17 protein-coding genes are annotated in these 18,258 nt (G+C 60.9%); 15 read left to right on the top strand and 2 right to left on the bottom strand.

Annotation, left to right across the window (positions count from 1 at the left end):
• Positions 1–318 precede the first annotated feature (318 nt).
• Positions 319–894 carry a hypothetical protein gene (locus tag BM403_RS15125; RefSeq protein WP_093543487.1) on the top strand — a complete coding sequence of 192 codons (576 nt, stop codon included), beginning with the start codon at positions 319–321 and terminating at the stop codon, positions 892–894.
• Positions 895–981: 87 nt separating this feature from the next.
• Here BM403_RS15125 and aceK read toward each other — a convergent pair whose 3' ends face one another.
• Positions 982–2,712, bottom strand: coding sequence for a bifunctional isocitrate dehydrogenase kinase/phosphatase (gene aceK, locus BM403_RS15120; RefSeq protein ID WP_046036083.1), 1,731 nt, complete (start codon positions 2,710–2,712; stop codon positions 982–984).
• Between the two features lie 389 nt (positions 2,713–3,101).
• Between aceK and BM403_RS15115 the strand changes: the two genes are divergently transcribed.
• The 4 genes from BM403_RS15115 to BM403_RS15100 all read left to right on the top strand — a co-directional run bounded on the left by BM403_RS15115 (position 3,102) and on the right by BM403_RS15100 (position 8,188).
• Entirely contained in the window at positions 3,102–4,727 is a 1,626-nt protein-coding gene (locus BM403_RS15115) for a methyl-accepting chemotaxis protein (protein ID WP_093543484.1), read from the top strand.
• A gap of 52 nt (positions 4,728–4,779) precedes the next feature.
• Positions 4,780–5,679, top strand: coding sequence for a DMT family transporter (locus BM403_RS15110; RefSeq protein ID WP_093543482.1), 900 nt, complete (start codon positions 4,780–4,782; stop codon positions 5,677–5,679).
• Between the two features lie 78 nt (positions 5,680–5,757).
• Positions 5,758–6,549 (top strand): CPBP family intramembrane glutamic endopeptidase, encoded by a 792-nt coding sequence (locus BM403_RS15105; RefSeq protein ID WP_064052678.1) that lies wholly within the window; start codon positions 5,758–5,760, stop codon positions 6,547–6,549.
• 73 nt (positions 6,550–6,622) lie between these two features.
• Entirely contained in the window at positions 6,623–8,188 is a 1,566-nt protein-coding gene (locus BM403_RS15100) for a methyl-accepting chemotaxis protein (protein WP_046035983.1), read from the top strand.
• Positions 8,189–8,228: 40 nt separating this feature from the next.
• Here the strand turns inward: BM403_RS15100 and BM403_RS15095 are convergent, their stop codons facing one another.
• On the bottom strand, positions 8,229–8,924 hold the full coding sequence (locus BM403_RS15095; RefSeq protein WP_015885296.1) for an alpha/beta family hydrolase: 696 nt from the start codon (positions 8,922–8,924) through the stop codon (positions 8,229–8,231).
• 79 nt (positions 8,925–9,003) lie between these two features.
• Here BM403_RS15095 and ccoN (BM403_RS15090) point away from each other — a divergent pair, with 79 nt between their 5' ends.
• The 10 genes from ccoN (BM403_RS15090) to BM403_RS15045 all read left to right on the top strand — a co-directional run bounded on the left by ccoN (BM403_RS15090) (position 9,004) and on the right by BM403_RS15045 (position 18,207).
• Positions 9,004–10,428: a cytochrome-c oxidase, cbb3-type subunit I gene (ccoN, locus tag BM403_RS15090; protein ID WP_015885297.1), complete on the top strand. Its 1,425-nt coding sequence runs from the start codon at positions 9,004–9,006 to the stop codon at positions 10,426–10,428.
• A 10-nt stretch (positions 10,429–10,438) separates the two neighbouring features.
• Positions 10,439–11,047 (top strand): cytochrome-c oxidase, cbb3-type subunit II, encoded by a 609-nt coding sequence (gene ccoO / locus BM403_RS15085; RefSeq protein ID WP_017735321.1) that lies wholly within the window; start codon positions 10,439–10,441, stop codon positions 11,045–11,047.
• A gap of 3 nt (positions 11,048–11,050) precedes the next feature.
• Positions 11,051–11,251, top strand: coding sequence for a cbb3-type cytochrome oxidase subunit 3 (locus tag BM403_RS15080; RefSeq protein WP_010208563.1), 201 nt, complete (start codon positions 11,051–11,053; stop codon positions 11,249–11,251).
• Positions 11,248–12,195, top strand: coding sequence for a cytochrome-c oxidase, cbb3-type subunit III (gene ccoP, locus BM403_RS15075; protein WP_093543480.1), 948 nt, complete (start codon positions 11,248–11,250; stop codon positions 12,193–12,195). The genes BM403_RS15080 and ccoP (BM403_RS15075) overlap by 4 nt, the downstream gene beginning before the upstream one ends.
• 468 nt (positions 12,196–12,663) lie before the next feature.
• On the top strand, positions 12,664–14,106 hold the full coding sequence (ccoN, locus tag BM403_RS15070) for a cytochrome-c oxidase, cbb3-type subunit I (RefSeq protein WP_015885300.1): 1,443 nt from the start codon (positions 12,664–12,666) through the stop codon (positions 14,104–14,106).
• Complete coding sequence (gene ccoO, locus BM403_RS15065) at positions 14,106–14,714, top strand: cytochrome-c oxidase, cbb3-type subunit II (RefSeq protein ID WP_003193167.1); 609 nt, start codon at positions 14,106–14,108, stop codon at positions 14,712–14,714. Before ccoN (BM403_RS15070) ends, ccoO (BM403_RS15065) begins: the two co-directional genes overlap by 1 nt.
• Positions 14,715–14,720: 6 nt before the next feature.
• Positions 14,721–14,906: a CcoQ/FixQ family Cbb3-type cytochrome c oxidase assembly chaperone gene (locus tag BM403_RS15060; RefSeq protein ID WP_003175465.1), complete on the top strand. Its 186-nt coding sequence runs from the start codon at positions 14,721–14,723 to the stop codon at positions 14,904–14,906.
• The gene (ccoP, locus tag BM403_RS15055) at positions 14,903–15,880 is read left to right on the top strand and encodes a cytochrome-c oxidase, cbb3-type subunit III (RefSeq protein ID WP_015885301.1); all 978 of its coding nucleotides are present in this window, start codon (positions 14,903–14,905) and stop codon (positions 15,878–15,880) included. Before BM403_RS15060 ends, ccoP (BM403_RS15055) begins: the two co-directional genes overlap by 4 nt.
• Before the next feature lie 338 nt (positions 15,881–16,218).
• Positions 16,219–17,646, top strand: a complete 1,428-nt coding sequence (ccoG, locus tag BM403_RS15050) for a cytochrome c oxidase accessory protein CcoG (RefSeq protein WP_015885302.1) — start codon at positions 16,219–16,221, stop codon at positions 17,644–17,646.
• 21 nt (positions 17,647–17,667) lie between these two features.
• On the top strand, positions 17,668–18,207 hold the full coding sequence (locus BM403_RS15045) for a FixH family protein (protein ID WP_015885303.1): 540 nt from the start codon (positions 17,668–17,670) through the stop codon (positions 18,205–18,207).
• Positions 18,208–18,258: the final 51 nt, after the last annotated feature.

The raw sequence follows: 18,258 nt of genomic DNA, 5'->3' as shown, positions 1-18,258 counted from the left end.
ATACGGAGGCTTTATGCCCATCGACGCCCCTGTTTCCTCCCCCAACCTGCCGAGCTATTCAGCTGCCATGCAGGCTCAACCGCGCTCGCACGAGTCGCAGCCCCCTCCCAGATACGAGTTCCCTCCGGCCTATACACAGCACCCATCGTCTTCGCCCGACAACCGGGAGTCGTCGGAACCTGCAACCAACCTGACGGCGACCAGGATCGCGAACTTCCACGCGATAAGCCGCGCCATTCGGGGAACGAACTTCATGGACAGCCCTTAATACAGCGGTTAAGCCCCATTCAACACGTTACTGTGACTTAAGGATTTCGTATGCCATTACCCATCGACCGCTATGCCAACAGCAGCGCCAACAATTACTCAGACCGATACGCCACCAAGCATCAGGACGTTGCGCCTCAAACCCATTCGACACAAAGCTCTTGGATGCAAGGTTCAAGCAACACTGGCGCATCGGCGCCGCTGCTGGATAAACAGCCCTACTCCGCCATGAGCCCCTCCAGGCAAAAAGAACTCGATCAACTGAAAAAGACCAAGGACGCACTGGAAAAACTCCCCGTCGACTTCCCGACACCCGCGCTTCCAAAAACGTCCTACCAACCCCCTATCAATCTGTTGGAACAACGGATCAAAAAGCTTGAGGTCAGCCCCGGAAGCAAAAACCCGATCAACCAATTCAACGATTACCGGGAGAGCAAAAAAACCGATAAGGCATTCAATAAAGAGATGGGGTCCCTCTACAAGCAAGCCCGGGACGTACAGACCCGTGGCTCCAACCCTACTGACAGAAACCGCGCCTCCAACGTAACAGACACATTGACTACGCTGGGCAAGGGCCAACCCTGGCTCAAAGACATCCGCAAAGAAAATCGCAAAGAAGGCGCCTAGCGTTCATCGCCATTGGCGACCATTGACCGTCAATCCTGGCTGACGGCAGCACACCCGCAGTCAGCCAGTGGGCAATGCCCTCCGCGATCACGTCGACAGCCCCCCTTCATCCTGCGGGTCCTTGCGCCGATACGGAAACACATCAATGACCTTCCCCGCCCGAATCGCGGCCTGCAGGCCCTTCCAGTAATCGGCGTTGTACAACTCGCCATGCAGCTCATCGAACAGCTTGCGTTGGCCCGCGTCGGCGAACAGGAACGGCGGGAACTCCTCGGGGAACACATCCAGCGGGCCGATGGAGTACCAGGGCTCGGAGGCCATTTCATCCTCGGGGGTGCGCGGTGCGGGGATGTGACGGAAGTTGGCTTCGGTGAGAAAGCAGATTTCATCGTAGTCGTAGAACACCACGCGGCCGTGACGGGTGACGCCGAAGTTCTTCAGCAGCATGTCACCGGGGAAAATATTCGCCGCCGCCAGTTGCTTGATCGCCAAGCCGTAGTCTTCCAGGGCTTCGCGCACTTGGGCGGGGTTGGCGTTGTCGAGGTAGAGGTTGAGCGGGGTCATGCGCCGCTCGGTCCAGCAGTGACGGATAAGCACGGTATCGTCTTCCACTTCGACGGTGCCGGCGGCCACTTCCAACAGCTCGGCCAGGCACTGCGGTTCAAACTTGCTCAGGGGAAAACGGAAGTCGGCGAACTCCTGGGTATCAGCCATGCGCCCAACGCGGTCGACGCTTTTGACCAGGCGGTATTTCTCGATCACCGTGGCGCGGTTGACGTTTTTCGACGGCGAAAAGCGGTCCTTGATGATCTTGAACACCGTGTTGAAGCCCGGCAGGGTGAATACGCTCATGACCATGCCGCGCACGCCGGGGGCCATGATGAACTGATCGTCGGTGGTCGCCAGGTGGTTGATCAGCGCGCGGTAGAACTCCGACTTGCCGTGCTTGTAGAAACCAATGGAGGTGTACAGCTCGGCAATATGCTTGCCCGGCAAAATGCGCTTGAGAAAGCCAATGAACTCCGCCGGTACCGGCACGTCGACCATGAAGTAGGAACGGGTGAACGAGAAAATGATCGACACTTCGGCTTCGTCGGTGATCAGCGCATCGATCTGGATGCCCTGGCCTTCGCGGTGCAGCAGCGGGATGACCAGCGGCCATTGTTCGTCGCGGGTGTAGATGCGTCCTACAAGGTAGGCGCCTTTATTGCGGTAGAGCACCGAGGAAAACAGCTCGACCTTGAGGTCCGGGTCCTTGCACACCCAGTCCGGCAGGTTTTCCCGCAGTTGGACTTCGAGGCGACGCAGGTCGGCTGCCAGGTCCGCGTAGGGTTCGCTGAAGCGGTAGTCGGCAAACACCTGCGCGAGCATCTGCGGGATGTTCCCGGCGGGCGTGTAGGTGCGCGTCTGCGCGGCCCGTGCCCGGCGCAGGCTGGGCCGCGTGGTGTGGATAAACATGCAACCGTCGCTGATCAGGTCGTGGCTGAACAGGCCGCAGAAGATCGAGTTGTACCAGGTTTCGGACAGCTCATCGTCGAAGCGCAGGTCGATCAGGCCGATGTAGGCGCTTTTCACCACGGGCCACGCATCAATGTCGAGCAATGTGGCGTCATCGAAGTGCTCATGCAGACGCGCGGTCACTTCATTGACCTTCTCTTCATAGAGGTTGATCCGCGCCGCTGAAGCGGCCTGGGCTAGTTGCCACTGGGCTTTTTCAAAACGCTCGCGGGCGCCATCGGTGATCTGGCGGAAGTGTTCACGGTAATCGTCGAAGCCATCGAGGATCATCTGGGCGATAGCGCGGGCGGAAGGCGACATGCGGGAAACCTCGACGAGCATCTGGAGCCCCTGAGCTTAGCCAGTGTACGGAAACAGGAGAAGGGTCATTTTTTACGCCAGCTTGTACAAGTTCGTTCATTTCGTACATTTATTTGCAATTTTTAAAGTCGACCATCCGGTCAATAAACACACTTGTGAGTTATCGCGAGTTTTACCTGCACGCCTTCAACCCTGGGGCTTGGAAGGTTGAGGCAGGCAAAGGGCCCGCCGCGCTGGTCTTGATGAACCTCTTAGAGCGTTGGATCCAACTAAGGGAAACCCTGATTACTACCTTGATGGCACTTTGATATACAGCGCGCCCTCTCCCACCCTAACAAGGTCAGAAGACCGATCCGGGAACAGGTTCTAATAGCCTAAGGAGCATTGAGATGTCATTGAGGAACATGAAGATCGGTCTGCGTGCCAGTCTGAGTTTTGCGGTTTTGGCCAGCTTGCTGGTAATTGTCGGGATGTTCGGCCTGGGCCAGATGGCCAAGCTGCGGCAAAGTGCGCTGGTCATCGAACAGTCATGGATGCCGAGCATCGAGAACATCCACGACAGCGCGGCCTATGTGGCCAGCATCCGCCTGGAGGCGCTGCGCCTGGCGACCACCGACGAATCACGGGTGCGCGATACCAGCAAAGCCCTCCTCACCCGCCATCGCGGCGAACTGCAAGGGCTGCTGGACCGCCAGGAAACAATGCTGAGCAGTGATGGCGAGCGCGAGCTGCTGAATAAGTTGAAAGCCAATGTAGCCACCTACCTCAGCATCGTGACCCAGATGGTCGCCCTGGTGGACAAGGATCAACAGCAAGACGCCATCGACCTGCTCACCAGCCGCCTCGCCCCCCAGGGCACAGTGCTCAACCAGAGCCTGGAAGACCTGATCGTGTTCAACCAGAACGGCGTCGAGGCCGCGGCGGATGCAGCGGCGCAGATGTACGCCAGTGCGCAGTGGATTGTCGGCCTGATCATCGTCGTCGCACTGATCGCCACCTTGCTGCTGGCGTGGCTGCTGACCCGCAGCATCACCGCCCCGCTCGGCCAGGCGCTGACCGTGGCACGCACCATTGCCGGCGGCGACCTGAGCCAGCCGATCGCCGTCAGCGGCAAGGACGAACCCGCCCAGTTGCTCACCGCCCTGGCCACCATGCAGGCGCAGCTGCAAGGCACCATCCGCGGCATCAGCGAGTCGGCGCAACAACTGGCGTCGGCTGCCGAAGAGATGAGTTCGGTGATGGAACAAAGCACCCGTGGCCTGCAGGCGCAGAACGATGAGATCGAACAGGCTGCCACGGCCGTCACCGAAATGAGCGCGGCGGTGGACGAAGTCGCCGGCAATGCGGTGTCCAGCGCCGAGGCGTCCCAGGCTTCCGACGAGGACAGCAAGCACGGTCACTACCAGATCAGCGAGACCATCAGCTCGATCCAGAACCTGGTGGACGAAGTGCTCGGTGCGTCGAACAAGGCCGAAGGCCTGGCGGTGCAGGCCCAGGACATCAGCAAGGTGCTGGAAGTGATCCGCGGCATCGCCGGGCAAACCAACCTGCTGGCGCTCAACGCGGCGATTGAAGCCGCCCGCGCGGGTGAGGCCGGGCGTGGTTTTGCGGTGGTGGCGGATGAGGTGCGCTCCCTGGCGCAACGCACCCAGGACTCCACCGAAGAAATCGAGCAGATGATCGTCGGTATCCAGCGCGGCACCCAAGACACCGTCGAAGCCCTCAACAGCAGCGCCGATCACGCCGGCCAAACTCTGCAACGCGCCAACAGCGCCGGCAGCGCGCTGGAAAAAATCACCGCCGCCATCTCGCAGATCAGCCAGCGCAACCTGGTGATCGCCAGCGCCGCCGAGCAGCAGGCGCTGGTGGCGCGCGACGTCGACCGCAGCCTGGTCAACATCCGCGACCTGTCTACCCAGACCGCCGCCGGCGCCACCCAGACTTCGGCAGCCAGTCAGGAGTTGTCGCGCTTGGCGGTGGATTTGAATGGGTTGGTGACGCGGTTTGTCCTGTAATCAATGAAAGCGGCGTGCAACACTCGCCGCCTTATTGATAGGGGAGTTTTCCGTGAGACCTGTGGACACCTTGTACTTGCTGGGGCTCGCCGCCATTTGGGGGGCGAGCTTCCTGTTCATGCGCATCATCGCGCCGGAGATCGGCACGCTACCGACGGCGTTTTTCCGCGTGTCGATTGCCGCCGCCGGGTTGCTGGTGATCCTGGCGGCCATGCGGGTGAAATGGGACTTCCAGGGCAAGTTCAAGACGGTGTTGCTCTTGGGGGTGATCAACTCCGGAATCCCGGCGACGATGTATTCGGTGGCCGCCCAAGTGCTGCCGGCGGGTTACTCGGCGATTTTCAACGCCACCACGCCATTGATGGGCGTATTGATCGGCGGGCTGTTTTTCAGCGAGCACCTGACCCCGTCGAAAGTCGCCGGCGTCTGCCTGGGCCTGTTGGGCGTGGGCGTGCTGACCCGCGCGGGGCCCGTGGCGTTTGACCTGGAATTGCTGATGGGCGCGCTCGCGTGTTTGCTGGCGACCACCTGTTACGGCTTTGCCGGGTTCCTCGCACGGCGCTGGTTTGATCAGCGCGGAGGGTTGGACAGCCGCCTCTCTGCCCTGGGCAGCATGCTCGGCGCCACCTTGTTCCTGTTACCGCTCTTCGCTTACAGCGCCGTCAGCCAGCCGCCCGCCAGTTGGGGTGGGTGGCAGGTGTGGTTGTCGCTGCTGGGGTTGGGCCTGGTGTGCACGGCGTTTGCCTACATCCTGTACTTCCGCCTGCTGACCTCCATCGGGCCGGTGAAGTCGATGACCGTGACCTTCATGATCCCGCCGTTCGGCGTGCTGTGGGGCGCGTTGCTGCTGGATGAGCCGTTGTCGATGGCGCACCTGTATGGCGGGGTATTGATCGCGGGAGCGTTGTGGTTGGTGTTGCGGCCGAAGAGACTGTCAGCGCGCTTGGGGTGAGCGGGCTTGCCGGAGTTTTCATGTGGCCCCCAGGGACGGCTCGCTATAATGCCGCCCAGATTTTTCCAAGGACTCCCCATGATCGCATTGCCCTGGCTGTACCTGGCGCTTCTTTCCATCGGCTATCTGCTGGCCTTGATCTACGGGCAACTGGGGATGCTGGCGGGCGTGTCCATCGCGCTGCTGCTGATCGCCGGCTACGCGGTCCGCCAGCAACGTACGCCTTGGGCGCGCTACCTCGGCCACGGGCTGTTTATCGTACTGGCCCTGAGTCTGGCGATGCATTGGCTGCCGGGTTTCTACAATGGGCGTGGCATTGCCCCGCAGCGTTTCACCGACGATGCCGTGCCCTTCTCGATGTACTTGAACCAGGACAAGCCGCTGATTGGCTTCTGGCTGTTGCTGGCCTGCCCGTGGATCGTGGCGCGGCGCTCGCTGCGCCTGTCGATCTGCGTGGCCGCCCTGGCCCTGACCCTCACCGCCATCGCCGCGCTGGGCGGCGCCACCTTGCTGGGTGTGATCAGTTGGGCGCCGAAATGGCCGGAACAGGCATGGCTGTGGGTCCTCAATAACCTGCTGTTGGTGACCCTGGTGGAAGAGGCCTTGTTCCGGGGCTATGTACAGGGCGGCTTGAGCCGACGCTTCAAACACCTGCCTTACGGCGAGAACCTCGCCTTGTTACTGGCATCGCTCGTGTTCGGTCTGGTGCACATCGGGGCGGGCTGGCACTGGGTGCTGCTGGCGAGCATCGCCGGCGTAGGGTATGGCTTGGCTTATCGCTTTGGTGGCCTGGGCGCGGCGGTTGCCACGCACTTTGGTTTGAATCTGCTTCACTTCGGGTTGTTTACCTACCCGATGCTGGCCGGGTGATTGTTGCAAAATTAAGTTAAATAAAAGCGTTTTCCGGCCGACAACCCTTGAAAGCCTTGCGGATTGAACAACCATGCGTAATAACCAACCCGTTACCCAGCGCGAACGTACCTTCCCCGCTCAGCAACGGTTGATCTCCACCACCGATGCCAAAGGCGTGATCACCTACTGCAACGACGCCTTTGTCGAGATCAGTGGGTTCTCCCGCGACGAACTGGTGCGTGCCCCGCACAACCTGGTGCGTCACCCGGATGTGCCGGGCGCGGTCTTCGCGCATATGTGGTCGACGCTCAAACAAGGCTTGCCATGGATGGGCATTGTCAAGAATCGCTGCAAGACCGGTGATCACTATTGGGTTAACGCCTACGTGACGCCGGTTTTCGAAGGCAACCAGGTGGTCGGCTACGAATCGGTGCGCATCAAGCCCACCGCCGAGCAGATCCGCCGCGCCGAAGCGCTCTACCAACGCATCAATCAAGGCAAGTCGGCGATTCCCCAACGCGATAAGTGGCTGCCGGTGTTGCAGGACTGGCTGCCGTTTATCCTGGTGAGCCAGTTGAGCTTCATGATCGGTGCGTCACTCAACTCCCACTGGGGCTTTGCCCTGGCGGCAGGGTTGTCGGTGCCGCTGGGCCTGCTCGGCCTGAGCTGGCAACAGCGCGGTCTCAAGCGTTTGCTGCGCCTGGCCGAGCAGACCACCTCCGACCCGTTGATCGCGCAGATGTACACCGACAGCCGTGGCGCCCAGGCGCGCCTGGAGATGTCGATCCTCAGCCAAGAGGCGCGTCTTAAGACCTGTCTCACGCGCTTGCAGGACACCGCCGAACACCTCAACGACCAGGCCGCGCAGTCCAACACCCTGGCACATAACAGCTCCAGCGGCCTGGAACGCCAGCGCGTGGAAACCGAACAGGTGGCCACGGCGGTCAACCAGATGGCGGCCACCACCCAGGAAGTCGCCAGCCACGTGCAGCGCACGGCCGACGCAACCCAGGAAGCCAACCGCCTGACCGGCCGTGGCCGCGACATCGCCGGGGAAACCCGCGAGGCGATCCAGCGCCTGTCTGTCGCGGTGGGCGAGACTGGCGTGACCGTCACGCAACTGGCCAAGGACAGCGATGAAATCGGCGGCGTGGTCGATGTGATCAAAGGCATTGCCGACCAGACCAACCTGCTGGCGCTCAACGCCGCCATTGAAGCGGCGCGTGCCGGCGAGATGGGCCGCGGGTTTGCGGTCGTTGCCGACGAAGTCCGTCAACTGGCACAGCGCACCGCGGAATCGACCGGGCAGATCCACGCCCTGATCGCCAAGCTGCAGCAAACCGCCGCCGCCGCCGTGCAAACCATGGACGCCGGGCATCGCCAGGCCGAAGAAGGCGTGGCGCGGGTAATGGAAGCGGATCAGGCGTTGGTGGGGATCAGTGAGGCGGTAGCGCATATCACCGACATGACCACGCAGATCGCCGCTGCCACCGAAGAGCAAAGCTCGGTGGCCGAAGAGATCAGTCGTAACATCAGCACCATTGCGCTGTTGGCCGACCAGACTTCGGAACAGGCGATGAACTCGGCGCAGTTGAGTGAGGAATTGACGCATACCGCCAATACCCAGTACTCGCTGGTCGAGCGTTTTAACCGGTAAATACACTGTGGCGAGGGAGCTTGCTCCCTCGCCACAGGTTTCACTCAAGCGCTCTAAGAAAGCTAGAAACCCGCACCGCCGCAGCCTCCAGATGCTGCTCATGACTGAACCCCGACGCCTTCAACGGCTTCAAGTCATGATCCCCCGCCACCAGCCACATCATCTCGATGCTCGGCGATAATTCATACCCCTCCACCGCCGCCCGATTGCCCAGCGCATCCCGCTCGCCCTGCACGATCAACGTCGGCGTCTTCAACCCGGCCAAATGCTCGACCCGTGGCTTTTCCGGCTTACCCACCGCATAGAACGGATACCCCAGGCACACCAGTGCATCGGCGCCTAATTCATCGGCCAATAAACTGGCCATGCGCCCGCCCATCGACTTGCCACCAACGGCCAGTTTCCCAGCGACATGACGTCGCACCTCGGCATACACCTCACGCCAGGCTTCCAGCAGTTTGGGCGCCGGGTTCGGCGGACGTTTGCCACCGTCCACACGGCGCTGGGCCATGTAGGGAAACTCGAAGCGCAACACGTTCACGCCATGCCCGGCAAGGCGCGCAGCCATGTCGTTCATGAAGGCTGAGTCCATCGGTGCGCCGGCACCGTGGGCCAGGATCAGCGTCACTGGCGTGCCCTTCGCGGCAGTCGACGCGGCATCCCACAACCCGCCGCGTTCGCGCACACACTGCGCCCATTGATCCCCGTCAATACTGGCCTTGTGCTCTTTGCCCATGCTTGCCTCGCTTTTTAGTCTGCCTATAACTCCAGCCCAAGTGCCGCATCTGCTTGGGTTGAACCGTGGATGGGGAACCATGAACACTACTTTAAGTACCGCCTATAACTACAAGGTGGTCCGCCAATTCGCCATTATGACGGTGGTGTGGGGCATCGTCGGCATGGGGCTCGGGGTTTTTCTCGCGGCCCAATTGGTCTGGCCTGCACTCAACTTCGATTTGCCGTGGACCAGCTTCGGACGCCTGCGCCCGCTGCACACCAACGCGGTGATCTTCGCCTTCGGTGGCTGCGCCTTGTTCGCCAGCTCCTTCTACTCGGTACAACGCACCTGCCAAACCCAGCTGTTCGCGCCGAAGATCGCCGCGTTCTGCTTCTGGGGCTGGCAGTTGGTCATTCTCTTGGCCGCCATCTCCTTGCCGCTGGGCTACACCAGCTCCAAGGAATACGCCGAGCTGGAATGGCCGATCGACATCCTGATCACCATCGTGTGGGTGGCTTACGCCATTGTGTTCTTTGGCACCGTGGCCAAGCGCAACACCAAGCACATCTACGTCGGCAACTGGTTCTTCGGTGCGTTCATCATCACCGTGGCCATCCTGCATATCGTTAACAACCTGGAAATCCCGGTCAGCCTGACCAAGTCCTACTCCCTCTATGGCGGTGCGACGGATGCCATGGTGCAGTGGTGGTACGGGCATAACGCAGTAGGCTTTTTCCTCACAGCCGGCTTCCTGGGGATGATGTACTACTTCGTGCCCAAGCAGGCCGAGCGTCCGGTGTATTCGTATCGCTTGTCCATCGTGCACTTCTGGGCGCTGATTACCCTGTACATCTGGGCCGGCCCGCACCACTTGCACTACACCGCACTGCCGGACTGGGCACAGTCGCTGGGCATGGTGATGTCGCTGGTGCTGCTGGCACCGAGCTGGGGCGGCATGATCAACGGCATGATGACTCTGTCGGGCGCCTGGCATAAATTGCGCAGCGACCCGATCCTGCGCTTCCTGGTGGTGTCGCTGGCGTTCTACGGCATGTCGACCTTCGAAGGCCCGATGATGGCGATCAAGACCGTCAACGCCCTTTCCCACTACACCGACTGGACCATCGGCCACGTCCACGCCGGCGCCCTTGGCTGGGTGGCAATGATCTCAATCGGCGCGCTGTACCACATGATCCCGAAAATCTTCGGTCGCGAGCAGATGTACAGCCTCGGCCTGATCAACGCGCACTTCTGGCTGGCCACCATCGGCACCGTGCTCTACATCGCCTCGATGTGGGTCAACGGCATCGCCCAGGGCCTGATGTGGCGTGCGGTCAACGAAGACGGCACGCTGACCTACTCCTTCGTCGAAACCCTGGTGGCCAGCCACCCAGGCTTCATCGTGCGGCTGGTGGGCGGCGCCATCTTCCTCAGCGGCATGTTCCTGATGGCTTACAACACCTGGCGCACCGTGCGTTCCGCGCAGCCCGTCGAAGCCGCCACTACTGCGCAGCTGGCCTGAGGAGTCGATGATGAAACACGAAACGATTGAAAAGAACGTCGGCCTGCTGATGCTGCTCATGGTGCTCGCCGTGAGCATCGGCGGCCTGACCCAGATCGTCCCGCTGTTCTTCCAGGACGTGACCAACAAGCCGGTCGAAGGCATGAAGCCCTACACCGCGCTGCAACTGGAAGGCCGTGACATCTACATCCGCGAAGGCTGCGTACAGTGCCACTCGCAGATGATCCGCCCGTTCCGCGCCGAGACCGAACGCTACGGCCACTACTCGGTCGCCGGCGAGAGCGTCTGGGACCACCCGTTCCTGTGGGGCTCCAAGCGCACCGGCCCAGACCTGGCGCGCGTCGGCGCTCGCTACTCGGACGACTGGCACCGCGCGCACTTGTACAACCCGCGCAACGTCGTGCCCGAGTCGAAAATGCCGGCCTACCCATGGCTGGTCACCGCCGCCGTCGACAGCAGCCACACCGAGACCAAGTTGAAAGTGATGCGCACCCTCGGCGTGCCGTACACGGACGACGACATCAGTGGCGCCGTCGCCAGCCTCAAGGGCAAGACCGAGATGGACGCGCTGGTTTCGTACCTGCAAGTGCTCGGTACTGCCATCAAGAGCAAGAGGTGAGCCATGGGATTTGAATTCGATGCGGGCACCATCCGCGGCCTCGGCACGCTGGTGGTCGCCATCGCCTTTATCGGCCTGTCGCTGTGGGTGTTCAACAACCGGCGCAATGCGGAATTCGAGCAGGCGCGCCTGCTGCCCTTCGCCGATGAACCTTCTCCATCCGACGCTCAAGAAGAGCCTGCAATAAGGAGCACACGGCCATGACCCTATTCTGGAGTACATGGATCTGCGTACTGACCCTCGGCAGCCTGATCGGCCTGACTTGGCTCTTGATCGGCACCCGCAAGGGCGAGACCAAGGGCAGCGTCGACCAGACCATGGGCCACGCCTTCGACGGTATCGAGGAATACGACAACCCGCTGCCCCAGTGGTGGTTCATGCTGTTCGCCGGCACCTTAGTGTTTGCGGTCGGCTACCTGATCCTCTACCCGGGCCTAGGCAACTGGAAAGGCGTGTTACCGGGCTATGAAGACGGCTGGACCCAGACCAAGGAATGGGACAAGGAAATGGCCAAGGCCGACGCCAAGTTCGGGCCGATCTTCGCCAAATTCTCGGCCATGCCCGTGGAAGAAGTCGCCAAAGACCCGCAAGCGTTGAAGATGGGCGGTCGCCTGTTTGCCTCCAACTGTGCGGTGTGCCACGGCTCGGACGCCAAGGGCGCGTTTGGTTTCCCCAACCTGGCGGATAACCTCTGGCGCTGGGGCGGTTCGGCCGAGGCGATCAAGACCACCATTCTCAACGGCCGTCATGCAGCAATGCCGGCCTGGGGTGACATGCTCGGCGATGAAGGGGTGAAAAACGTCGCCGCCTATGTACGTCACGACGTGGCCAAACTGCCGTTGCCGGCTGACAGCAGCGCTGACTTGGCAGCAGGCCAAACTGCGTTCAACACCACCTGTGTCGCTTGCCACGGTCCGCAAGGCCACGGCATGGAAGCCATGGGCGCGCCCGACCTGACCAAACCGGCCGGTTACATCTACGGCACCAGCCTTGCGCAGTTGCAGCAAACCATCCGCCACGGCCGCCAGGGCCAGATGCCGGCGCAGGAAGTGCTACAGGGTAATGACAAGGTGCACTTGTTGGCCGCCTACGTGTATAGCTTGTCCCATAACGCTGATGGCGCAACGCCAGAAAGCCAGCCCCAGTAACCTCTGAATGCCGCCCCACCTTGGGGCGGCAACTCTACCTGTGGCGAGGGAGCTTGCTCCCGTTGGGCTGCGAAGCGGCCCCAAAATCTTGGCAGCGCTTCGCACTGGAGCGCCAGCCCGGTCCAACGGCAGCAAGCTCCCTCGCCACAGCAGTACCTTCTTGTGCGACCCAGTGTCACACCCTTCCAAAGCACACCTTTCCCCTCCTGCCATTCGGGTCTACGCTTCCCTGCACAGCGGACCGATTCTGGCGTACGTAACGACAACCGTTGCGACCCCATAAATATCCTGTCCACTTGATCAGCTTTCTATTTCCGATTTTATCCTTACACGAAACATGGAAAGGGCGCAGAATCTGGCGTGGAACGCATTGATACAGGTCAGCCATTGCGTTGCAATGGCCCCTCGCTTTCTCCATACTTGCGGCCGATTTTACCTATAAAAAAACCTAAACCGTGGAACCTTAGAATGAGCACAGCAATCAGTCCGACTGCTTATAACTATAAGGTAGTCCGCCAGTTCGCCATCATGACGGTGGTCTGGGGGATCCTTGGCATGGGGCTCGGGGTGTTCATCGCCTCGCAACTGGTTTGGCCGGAATTGAATTTCGGTTTGCCATGGACGACCTTTGGCCGCCTGCGCCCGCTGCACACCAACCTGGTGATTTTCGCCTTCGGTGGATGTGCACTGTTTGCCACCTCCTACTATGTCGTGCAGCGAACCTGCCAGACGCGACTGATCTCCGACAGCCTCGCGGCCTTCACCTTCTGGGGTTGGCAAGCGGTCATCCTGGGCGCCATCGTCACCCTGCCGCTGGGTTACACCACCACCAAGGAATACGCCGAGCTGGAATGGCCGATCGCCATTTTGCTCGCCATCGTGTGGGTGACCTATGCCGTGGTGTTCTTCGGTACCATCGTCAAGCGCAAGACCAAGCACATCTACGTGGGCAACTGGTTCTACGGCGCCTTTATCCTGGTGACGGCGATGCTGCACATCGTCAACCACGCTTCGTTGCCGGTGAGCCTGTTCAAGTCCTACTCGGCCTACGCCGGGGCCACGGACGCCATGATCCAGTGGTGGTACGGCCACAACGCCGTGGGTTTCTTCCTGACCACCGGTTTCCTGGGGATGATGTATTACTTCGTGCCGAAACAGGCCGAACGTCCTATTTACTCGTACCGCCTGTCCATCGTGCACTTCTGGGCGCTGATCACCCTGTACATCTGGGCCGGTCCTCACCACTTGCACTACACCGCGCTGCCGGATTGGGCACAGTCCCTGGGCATGGCGATGTCGATCATCCTGCTGGCCCCGAGCTGGGGCGGCATGATCAACGGCATGATGACCCTGTCGGGCGCCTGGCATAAATTGCGCACCGACCCGATCCTGCGCTTCCTCGTGGTATCCCTGGCGTTCTACGGCATGTCGACCTTCGAAGGGCCGATGATGGCGATCAAGACCGTCAACTCGCTGTCCCACTACACCGACTGGACCATCGGCCACGTTCACGCCGGCGCGCTCGGTTGGGTCGCGATGATCTCCATCGGCGCGATCTACCACATGATCCCCAGACTGTTCGGCCGCGTGCAGATGCACAGCGTCGGGCTGATCAACACGCACTTCTGGCTGGCGACCATCGGTACCGTGCTCTACATCGCGTCGATGTGGGTCAACGGCATCACTCAGGGCCTGATGTGGCGTGCAATCAACGATGACGGCACCCTCACCTACTCCTTCGTCGAAGCGCTGCAAGCCAGCCACCCGGGCTATATCGTCCGCGCCCTGGGCGGTGCGTTCTTTGCCACCGGCATGCTGTTCATGGCCTACAACGTCTGGCGCACCGTGCGTGCCTCGGACCCTGCAGAAGCCGAAGCCGCCGCCAAGATCGCCGTTGTGGGAGCCCACTGATGAAGCATGAAGTAGTCGAGAAGAATATCGGCCTGCTGGCCTTCTTCATGGTCATCGCCGTGAGTATCGGCGGCTTGACCCAGATCGTTCCGCTGTTTTTCCAGGACGTCACCAACAAACCGGTCGAAGGCATGAAGCCGCGCACCGCGCTTGAACTGGAAGGCCGCGACGTCTACATCGCCAACGGTTGTGTCGGCTGCCACTCGCAGATGATCCGCCCGTTCCGTGCCGAAACCGAACGCTACGGCCACTACTCGGTCGCCGGTGAAAGCGTGTGGGACCACCCGTTCCTGTGGGGTTCCAAGCGCACCGGCCCGGACCTGGCCCGTGTGGGCGGGCGTTACTCCGATGACTGGCAACGTGCGCACCTGTACAACCCGCGCAACGTGGTGCCTGAGTCGAAAATGCCGGCGTACCCGTTCCTCGTGGAAAACAAGCTCGACGGCAAGGACACCGCGAAGAAGATGGAAGTCTTGCGCACCCTGGGCGTGCCCTACACCGACGAAGACATCGCCGGTGCAGCCGCAGCCGTGAAGGGCAAGACCGAAATGGACGCATTGGTGGCCTACCTGCAAGGCCTTGGCACCATCATCAAAAGCAAACGGTGATTCTTCATGGATATCGGGATGATTCGTGGCTTGGGCACCGTTGTGGTGATGGTGGCCTTTATCGGCCTGGCGTTGTGGGTGTTCAGCCCCAAGCGCAAGTCGGAGTTTGAAGACGCGACCTTGCTGCCTTTTGCGGATGATCCCGAAGCCATCAAGCACGTCGAGCAAGCTTCTAGGAGTAACAAAGAATGACTACGTTCTGGAGTCTGTACGTCACAGTCCTCAGCCTGGGTACCATCTTCGCCCTGACCTGGCTGCTGCTGTCGACCCGAAAGGGCCAGCGCGCCGAGCAAACCGACGAGACCGTCGGCCACTCGTTCGACGGCATCGAGGAGTACGACAACCCGCTGCCCAAATGGTGGTTCATGCTGTTCGTCGGCACCATCATCTTCGCCCTCGGCTACCTCGCGCTGTACCCCGGCCTGGGCAACTGGAAGGGCCTGTTGCCGGGCTACAACTACCTCGACAACGACAAGCAAACCCCCTTCGCCAACGGCCAGACCGGCTGGACCGGCGTGCACGAATGGGAAAAGGAAATGGCCAGGTCGGACGCTAAGTTCGGCCCGATCTTCGCCAAATTCGCGTCGATGCCCATTGAAGAAGTGGCCAAGGACCCGCAAGCCTTGAAGATGGGTGGCCGCCTGTTCGCCTCCAACTGCTCGGTGTGCCACGGTTCCGACGCCAAGGGCGCCTACGGCTTTCCCAACCTGACCGATGCCGACTGGCGTTGGGGCGGCGACCCGGCCACCATCAAGGAAACCATCATGAAGGGCCGCCATGCGGTGATGCCCGCCTGGCTGGATATCCTCAAGGAACAAGGCGTCAGCGATGTGGCCGCGTTCGTCGTCACCAACCTCGACGGGCGCAAACTGCCGGAAGGGGTGAAAGCCGACGTGGCCAACGGCGAAAAACTCTTCGCCGCCAACTGCGTGGCCTGCCACGGCCCGGCCGGTAAAGGCACGCCCGCCATGGGTGCGCCCGACCTGACCCACCCTGGCGCGTTCATCTACGGCTCAAGCTTCGCCCAACTGCAACAGACCATCCGTTGGGGCCGCCAGGGCCAGATGCCTGCGCAGGAGCAACTGCAGGGGAACGACAAGGTGCACTTGCTGGCAGCCTATGTTTACAGCTTGTCCCATGGGGATAAGAAGGCTGAAGAGCAATAAAAGCCGCTGCAATAGCAATGTGGGAGGGGGCTTGCCCCCGATAGCGGTGGGTCGGTAGCAGTTGCTCTGGCTGACACACTGCAATCGGGGGCAAGCCCCCTCCCACATTCGAAGGCCTCCAACACTTTTGAGGTCAGGGTCGGCAAAAACCGTCCATACTTCCCAAGTCAATTGATCCAGGTCACGTACACCATCAATTGATTTCACCCAACGCGACCAAAGGTCGCACCCTTGACGTACTATCGGGGGCGTATCATTAAGCCACTGCAACACCCTTCATTTGACCCCGGTTGGCACGTACTGGCCGAGGCAAATCTCCACCGCCGTGGGATGCAATGATGAGCAACCAGATACCGGTACATGACGTTACCCCGCCTGCCAAACACACAAACGGTTCCGACAGTAAAACCGTCGACCTCTACGCCTCGCGAGAGAAAATCTACACCCGCGCCTTCACCGGCCTGTTCCGTAATTTGCGCATGCTCGGCGGTGCCGGCCTGTTCCTGCTCTACTTCGGCACCGTGTGGCTGAACTGGGGTGGCCACCAGGCCGTGTGGTGGAATCTGCCCGAACGTAAGTTCTTTATTTTTGGCGCGACCTTCTGGCCCCAGGACTTCATCCTGCTCTCAGGTATTTTGATTGTTGCGGCGTTTGGCCTGTTCTTTATCACCGTGTATGCCGGTCGCGTGTGGTGCGGTTATACCTGCCCGCAAAGCGTATGGACATGGATCTTCATGTGGTGCGAAAAGGTCACCGAAGGCGACCGCAACCAGCGCATCAAGCTGGATAAAGCGCCGATGGGCGCCAACAAATTCCTGCGCAAATTCAGCAAGCACACCCTGTGGCTGCTGATCGGTTTTGTCACCGGAATGACCTTCGTCGGCTACTTCTCCCCCATCCGCGAACTGGTGTTCGAGTTCTTCACCGGCCAGGCCGATGGCTGGTCGTATTTCTGGGTCGGCTTCTTCACCCTCGCCACCTATGGCAACGCCGGTTGGCTGCGCGAACAAGTGTGCATCTACATGTGTCCGTACGCGCGCTTCCAGAGTGTGATGTTCGACAAGGACACCCTGATCGTTTCCTACGACCCACGCCGTGGCGAGGTGCGTGGCCCGCGCAAAAAAGGCATCGACTACAAGGCTCAGGGCCTGGGGGATTGCATCGATTGCACGATGTGCGTGCAGGTGTGCCCGACCGGTATCGACATCCGCGACGGCCTGCAGATCGAGTGCATCGGCTGCGCCGCCTGTATCGACGCCTGCGACAACATCATGGACAAAATGGACTACCCGCGCGGCCTGATCAGCTACACCACCGAGCACAACCTGTCGGGGCAGAAGACCCACAAGCTGCGCCCGCGCCTGATCGGTTACGCCCTGGTATTGCTGGCGATGATGGGCCTGCTGGCGGCGGCATTCTTCATGCGCTCGCTGGTGGGTTTCGACGTGAGCAAGGACCGTGTGCTGTACCGCGAGAACGCCGAAGGCCGTATCGAAAACGTCTACAGCCTGAAGATCATGAACAAGGACCAGCGCGACCACACCTACGTGCTCGATGCCGCGGGCTTGCCGGACCTCAAGCTGCAAGGCCGTCGCGAAATCAAGGTGGCTGCCGGCGATATCGTCAGCATGCCGGTTGAGCTGTCGAGTGCGCCGGAACAGTTGCCGTCGAGCACCAACGAGGTGACATTCATCCTCACCGATGCCGATGACGCCAGTGTCCACATTGAAGCCAAGAGCCGATTCATCGGCCCCCAAGTCCGCTAATCGCTAACAGAGAACCGAACAATGTCCGTAGCAACTGCCGCAAGCCCTTGGTACAAGCACCTCTGGCCCTGGATCATCATTGGGATCCTGGCCTGCTCGGTGACCTTGACCTTGTCCATGGTGACCATCGCGGTGAATAACCCGGACAACCTGGTCAACGACAACTACTACGAGGCCGGCAAAGGCATCAACCGTTCCCTGGACCGCGAGCTGCTGGCCCAGACCCTGCAACTGCGCGCCAAGGTGCACCTGGATGAGCTGACCGGTGAAGTCGAGGTGAACCTCACCGGCAACAGCAACCCGACCACCCTGGAATTGAACCTGATTTCCCCGACCCAGCCAGAGAAGGATCGCAAGATCAACCTGGCCCGCAGCGACAGCGAACCCGGCCGCTACATCGGCCAGGTCACCGATAAGGTCGAAGGCCGGCGCTTCGTCGAGTTGCTCGGTGTGGAAGGCGATCGCACCTGGCGCATGTTTGAGGAAGAACAGGTCAGCCACGACAAGGACTTGCTGCTGGGTGATGAACCGTTGCAGGGTGCCGAAGACCTGAAAAAATAAACACCTGCGCTTCGTGCATCGCGGGCAAGCCCGCTCCCCCTGGATCGCGGT

Origin of the sequence: Pseudomonas sp. OV546 (assembly GCF_900116845.1) — a bacterium.
Classification (GTDB): Bacteria; Pseudomonadota; Gammaproteobacteria; order Pseudomonadales; family Pseudomonadaceae; genus Aquipseudomonas; species Aquipseudomonas petroselini.
This window is presented reverse-complemented; position numbering and strand designations above follow the sequence as displayed.